Source organism: Micromonospora sp. CV4 (assembly GCF_003667455.1).
GTDB lineage: Bacteria > Actinomycetota > Actinomycetes > Mycobacteriales > Micromonosporaceae > Micromonospora.
The window spans coordinates 1-5,630 of the sequence record NZ_RCVI01000126.1; the positions used below are offsets into that span (position 1 = coordinate 1).

Here is a 5,630-nt window from a genome sequence, read left to right on the forward strand (position 1 = left end):
GATCCGGGCCGCCCGCCCGCCGGGGCGATCCGGGCCGCCCGCCCGCTGGGGCGATCCGGGCCGCCCGCCCCTGCTGGTTGATCAACTCGGTATCGGCGATGTCGCGGTGTCCCGGCCGACGGATGCCCCGATGTCGGCGATACCGAGTGGATCACCATGCGACGGGCCAGCCGCGCGTGCCGCGTGCGGCGGCAAATGCGTTGCCGGCGGTACGGGCGTCCGGCGAGGCTGGTCGCCGTGGAAACTGCGCGCGACGTCGAGGATCTGATCGCGGAGGCGGCCGCCGCGCCGGTCGACGGCTGGGGTTTCGACTGGCTGGCCGGTCGGGCCACCGAGGAACGCCCACCCTGGCGGTACGCCCGGTTGGTCGCCGACCGGATGGCGCACGCCGACGCGGCGCTGGACGTGGACACCGGCGGCGGCGAGGTGCTCGCCGAGGTGCCCCGGCCACCACGGCTGCTGACGGCCACCGAGGCGTGGCCGCCCAACGTGGAGGTCGCCCGGCGTACCCTGCGGCGGGTCGGTGCGCGGGTCGTGGCGGTGGCCCCGGCCGCGCCGCTGCCGTTCCGCGACGCCTCCTTCGACCTGGTGGTCAGCCGGCATCCCGTCCACACCGACTGGGCGGAGACCGCCCGTGTGCTGCGTCCCGGTGGGACGTTCCTGTCCCAGCAGATCGGGGCGGGCACCATGCGGGAGGTGAGCGAGGCGATGCTCGGCCCGCTGCCGTCGCCGACCCAGCGGCACCCCGAGCAGGCGGTGGCCGCCGCCCGGGCCGCCGGTCTGACCGTCGTCGATCTGCGCCGGGCCACGCTGCGGGCCGTCTTCCACGACGTCGGCGCGGTGGTGTGGTTCCTGCGCAAGGTGATCTGGACCGTGCCCGGCTTCACCGTGGACCGCTACCGTCCGCAGCTGCTCGCCCTGCACCACCGCATCACCACCGAGGGTCCCTTCCAGGCCCACGCCCAGCGCTTCCTCATCGAAGCGAACCGTCCCTGACCGCCCCGCCCCGCCGATCACGAGGACCGGACCGGGTCAGTGCGGGTGGGTCCGGTGGTGGGCGGCCAGGACGTCCGCGCCGAAGTCGCTCGCCGGGCGGCGCAGCAGGGTGTGCGCGTGGTTGCCGTCCTCGGCGGTGTTGTCGTACTCGATCAGTAGGTCGTCGCCCTGCACCCGGTAGTAGTGCCGCTGCCCGGCACGGGTCGGGCCGGCCCAGGCGAAGTGCAGCTGGCCGCCGTCGAGCCGGCGGGCCTCCCGGATCGCCAGCTCCGGTGGCAGCCGGTCCAGGTAGAGCGCGACCACCTGGTCCAGCAGCGCCCGGCCGGTGGGCCCGAGCCGGTTCGCCGGCACGCCGAGCGGCTCCAACGGGCCGTCGACCCGCCCGCGGGTGGCGCTGACGATGTCCGTCGGGGCGTCGTCGGCGATGATCGCGGCGGCCCGCTCGGCCGGGCCGAGCGCGTCGAGCAGCGCGCGGGCCAGGTCCTCCTCCGGGCCGAGCGGGCGGGAGACGGGCCGGCCGGCGTACCGCACCGCGGCCGGGTTGGCGCCGAAGAAGATCGGGGCGGGGGAGACCTGGTCGTCCACCACCGTCATGCTGACCGACAGGTGGTGGCCCTCCAGCCGCCACGCCCAGGGGTCGTCGCGCGCGGGATCGCCGAACACCGCGACCCAGTAGTCGCCGCTGTGCCGCCCCCGCCCCCAGCCCTCGGCCCGGTCCAGCACCTCCTCCAGGGCGACGATCGCCATCGCCTGCGCGTACGCCGAGGGGCTGAGCGCGGTGGCCAGCAGCCGGTGCGCGGCCTTGCGCCCGGCGATGTCCAGCTCGGCGAGGCAGGCGCCGGGGCGGGGCCGGGGCCGGTACTCCAGCCAGCGCCGGGCCGCCTCGTCGTCGAACGGGTGCACGGCCTGGTCGCGGGCCGCAGGGTCGAGCGCAGCCAGCAGCGCGGTGCCGGCGGCGCGCATCTGCTCGGGCAGGGGATCTTCCACCGACCCTGTATACCGGCCCTGCGGGGCCGGTGTCAGCCGGCCCGCAGCAGCTCCGTCATCTCCGGCAGGTCGAAGAACTGCGCCGTCTCCGCCGCGGACGGGTTGCCGTGCTCCGGGTCGGCGCCCGCGGCGAGCAGCGCGCGGACCGCCTCGGTGCTGCTGCGGAAGACCGCGGCGGCCAGCGCCGTCTGGCCCCGGTCGTTGCTCCGGGAGTGGTCCGCGCCGCGATCCAGCAGGGCGGCGACCGTGGCCGGGTGCGCGTGGTACGCGGCCAGGATCAGCAGCGTGTCGCCCTTGTCGTTGGTCAGGTTCACCGGCAGGCCGGCGTCGACCTGCGCGGCAAGCTCCTCCGTGGAGCCGGCGCGGGCCAGGTCGAACATCTGGTGCGCGAACGCCAGCGTCTCGGCGTCGAGGTCCTCGGTCACCGGTCCAGGTTAGTCGCCGGGGCCCTGATAGGTTGCTCGGCCGGCGCGCGGTGGGGTGGGGTCCGATGGGTGAGACGGTGTACGTGGGCAACGCCGGTGTCGACGGCGCCGGCAACGCGGGTTGGCTGCTCGGGCACTTCGCGCCGCCGGGGGAGGTCCTGCACAGCACCGACGTCGAGGTGAAGTGGGGTGTGCACCCGCCCGGGGAGGCCCGCTCGCGGTGGGCGACCGGTGAACGGCGGACCACGCTGCTCGTGCTGGTCGAGGGACGGTTCCGGGTGGAGCTTCCGGACCGGACGGTGCGCCTGGCCGCGCCGGGCGACTACGTGGTGTGGGCCCGCGGGGTGGACCACTCCTGGTACGCCGAGTTCGCCTCCGTGGTGCTGACCGTGCGGTGGCCGTCGCTGCCCGGCTACCGGGTGGAGCCGCCGATCCTGCGCTGAGCCGGCCGCGGTCGTGCCGGCGTCCCGACAGGTGGAATTGCCTACTAAACCTATAGGCTTTGCCGGCTAGAGTACGGGGGCACGCGCCGAACAACCCGAGGACCGTCATGAGCCACCACCGTCCGGAGCCCGACCTGCTCGCCCTCGCAGCCCGCTGGGCCGATCCGGCCACCTGGCCGGTGGCGCTGCGCTTCGACCCCGCCGAACGCTGGTACGCCCGGCTGGCCGCCGACGCCGAGCACGAGGTGTGGGCGCTGAGCTGGCTGCCCGGGCAGGGCACCGACCTGCACGATCACGGTGGCTCCGCCGGGGCGTTCCGGGTCGTCGCCGGGGTGCTCACCGAGGAGACGGTCGGCGGCGGTCGGTTGCGCCCGCGCCTGCTGCCCACCGGGGCCGGTCGCCGCTTCGGTCCCCGGCACGTGCACGCGGTGACCAACCGGGGCGCGACGCCGGCGGTCAGCGTGCACGTCTACCGGCCGGCGCTGCGCCGGATGACCCGCTACCACCTCCTCGACGGTCGGCTGCGCGTCGCCGAGGTCGCCGAGGCCGGCCGGTCCTGGTGACCGCCGGGCAGCCAGCACCCACCCCTCAGCACCGGAAGGAACCGAGAATGCAGATGACCGCCGAGCGCTGTCCCGCCCCCGTGCCGCCGCCGGGATCCCGGGGCATCGACGAGATCCTGGCCGCCGCGCGTGCCCGACTCGACCGGCTCGACCCGGAGCGGGCGCACCTCGCGTACCGGACCGGCGCGCTGCTGGTCGACATCCGGCCGGCCGCTCAGCGGGCCGCGCACGGCATCGTCCCGGGCTCGCTCGCGATCGAGCGCAACGTGCTGGAGTGGCGCTTCGACCCGCGCTGCCCGGCCCGCCTGCCGCAGGCGGTCGACTACGACGTGCCCGTGGTGATCCTCTGCCAGGAGGGCTACACCTCGTCGCTGGCCGCCGCCGCCCTGCGGGACATCGGCCTGCACCGCGCCACCGACGTGGTCGGTGGATTCGCCGCCTGGCGGATCGCCGGCCTGCCCGCCCTCGGCCCGACCCCGCTGCACCGAGCGTCCCCCCTCGCGCCGCCGGTCACCGCCGGCCCGGCGCGCCGCTGACCGCCACGCCGCACCGGGCGTGGCGGGCGTACCGCCACTCAGGAGGCATCATGTCCGTCGTCGCCATCCCCGCGCGCCCCCACTCGGCGCGCCGTCCCGACCGGGCCGCACCCGCCCGCCCACGCGCCGTCCCGACCCTGACCATCACCCTCGACCTCGCCCCGGGGCCGCTGAGCCCACGGCTGGCCCGGCTGGTCCAGCTGCTCGGCGAGCTGGCCGAGGCGGGGGAGGGCCGACTGCGCGCGGTGGACGATCTTCCACGGGAGCCGCGACCGGCTGCCACCGACCGCGCGGAGCCGTCCACCGCCATCGACACGGACCAGGTGTCCATCCTGGCCGGCTCCCGGATCGTCCGCCGGGGCGACCGGGTCGTCCCGCTGACCCGCATCGAGTACGAGCTGCTGCTGTTCCTGGCCGAGCGACCGCGCCGGGTCTTCACCCGCCTCCAGCTGCTGGCCAACGTCTGGGGTTACGAGCACGCCGTGGCCCGGACGGTGGACGTGCACGTCCGACGGCTGCGCGCCAAGCTGACCGGGGTGCCGGTCGTCACCACCGTCTACGGCGTGGGTTACCGGCTGGCCGACGAGGCGCCGATCACCGTGGACGGCAGCCGCTGAACATCGCTCGACTTTCAACGTCACGGGCGGCGAAACGGCCCCGGGGGAACCGGGCGGGGACCCCCGTATCGGGTCATCCTGGCGGCTCTGCTGTAATCATCGGGCGGCGTACGCAGAGCGAGCAGACGGCTCCTATGTGTTCGTCAATTGTCACATTCATGCAACGCAGCCGCCTCTTGACCCTCGCCCGGACGCCGGGAAGCATCGATGAAGCGGCGTCCCGGGCCGTGGGGAGATACCCGGACCAGCCAAGGAGGACCATGTCGGTCAGCCCCGCTTCGTCGCGCGCCGGATGGCATACGTCCCAACCCGCGGTGCCCGGTCGGCCACCGGGCGGCCAACGCCGCCCGGCGAACACCGCCGCGCCCGTGCTCACCGTGACGCTGTCCATTCCGCTGGCCTGCGAGGAGTCGCTGACCCCGCCGGCGCGCCGGCTGCTCGAGGCGGCCCGCGAGCTGCTGGAACGGGGCGAGGCCGTGATCACCAGCTCCGTCCCGGTCGAACGCCGCGCCGACGCGGTGCCGGCCAACCGGTCACCGGCCAGGCCGCTGAGCCCGACCATCCCGGCCCTGCACATCCTCGCCTCGTCCCGTTCGGTGCTGCGCGACGACGAGCCGCTGCCCCTGACCCGGCTGGAGTTCGACCTTTTGCTGCACCTGGTCGCGCACCCCCGGCGGGTCTTCACCCGGCTGCAACTGCTCAACGCCGTGTGGGGCTACGAGCACGCCGGTGTCCGCACCGTCGATGTGCACGTGCGCCGGCTGCGCGGCAAGGTCGGTGTCGACGTTCCCCTGGTCACCACCGTCTACGGCGTCGGCTACCGGCTGGCCGACGACGCCCGCGTCACCATCGACCGCACCGGCTGACCGGCGGCGCCGTCCGGCCCGACCCGGGGCAGGATGGTCCGGTGCGCATCCGCCCCATCTCGCCCGACCTGCTCGTCACCGAGCTGACCGGCCGGCTGGCTGACGACGCGACCCGCGCCGCGACCGCCGCCGCCGGGCCCGCGCGCCTGCGCGTGGCCGTGGACGGCGCCCCCGCCGCCGGACCGGACGCGCTGGCC

At 75.4% G+C, this 5,630-nt stretch carries 8 protein-coding genes; 6 read left to right on the forward strand and 2 right to left on the reverse strand.

Annotated features, from left to right (window positions below):
- The first annotated feature begins 237 nt into the window (after window positions 1-237).
- A complete protein-coding gene (locus tag EAD98_RS01365) occupies window positions 238-996 on the forward strand; it encodes a methyltransferase domain-containing protein (protein WP_233583672.1) in 759 nt (252 codons plus the stop codon).
- A gap of 36 nt (window positions 997-1,032) precedes the next feature.
- Here EAD98_RS01365 and EAD98_RS01370 read toward each other — a convergent pair whose 3' ends face one another.
- Both EAD98_RS01370 and EAD98_RS01375 read right to left on the reverse strand, forming a co-directional pair.
- A complete protein-coding gene (locus tag EAD98_RS01370) occupies window positions 1,033-1,983 on the reverse strand; it encodes a DUF3500 domain-containing protein (protein ID WP_199723214.1) in 951 nt (316 codons plus the stop codon).
- Window positions 1,984-2,015: 32 nt separating this feature from the next.
- The gene (locus tag EAD98_RS01375; protein WP_121652265.1) at window positions 2,016-2,408 is read right to left on the reverse strand and encodes an ankyrin repeat domain-containing protein; all 393 of its coding nucleotides are present in this window, start codon (window positions 2,406-2,408) and stop codon (window positions 2,016-2,018) included.
- 65 nt (window positions 2,409-2,473) lie between these two features.
- Between EAD98_RS01375 and EAD98_RS01380 the strand changes: the two genes are divergently transcribed.
- From EAD98_RS01380 to EAD98_RS01400, 5 genes are all read left to right on the forward strand, one after another.
- Window positions 2,474-2,851 (forward strand): signal peptidase I, encoded by a 378-nt coding sequence (locus EAD98_RS01380; protein WP_121652266.1) that lies wholly within the window; start codon window positions 2,474-2,476, stop codon window positions 2,849-2,851.
- Window positions 2,852-2,958: 107 nt separating this feature from the next.
- Window positions 2,959-3,414: a cysteine dioxygenase family protein gene (locus EAD98_RS01385; RefSeq protein WP_121652267.1), complete on the forward strand. Its 456-nt coding sequence runs from the start codon at window positions 2,959-2,961 to the stop codon at window positions 3,412-3,414.
- Window positions 3,415-3,467: 53 nt separating this feature from the next.
- Entirely contained in the window at window positions 3,468-3,950 is a 483-nt protein-coding gene (locus EAD98_RS01390) for a rhodanese-like domain-containing protein (protein WP_199723215.1), read from the forward strand.
- A gap of 50 nt (window positions 3,951-4,000) precedes the next feature.
- A complete protein-coding gene (locus EAD98_RS31810; RefSeq protein ID WP_121652269.1) occupies window positions 4,001-4,567 on the forward strand; it encodes a winged helix-turn-helix domain-containing protein in 567 nt (188 codons plus the stop codon).
- Window positions 4,568-4,827: 260 nt separating this feature from the next.
- Window positions 4,828-5,433: a winged helix-turn-helix domain-containing protein gene (locus EAD98_RS01400; protein WP_121652270.1), complete on the forward strand. Its 606-nt coding sequence runs from the start codon at window positions 4,828-4,830 to the stop codon at window positions 5,431-5,433.
- Window positions 5,434-5,630 lie beyond the last annotated feature (197 nt).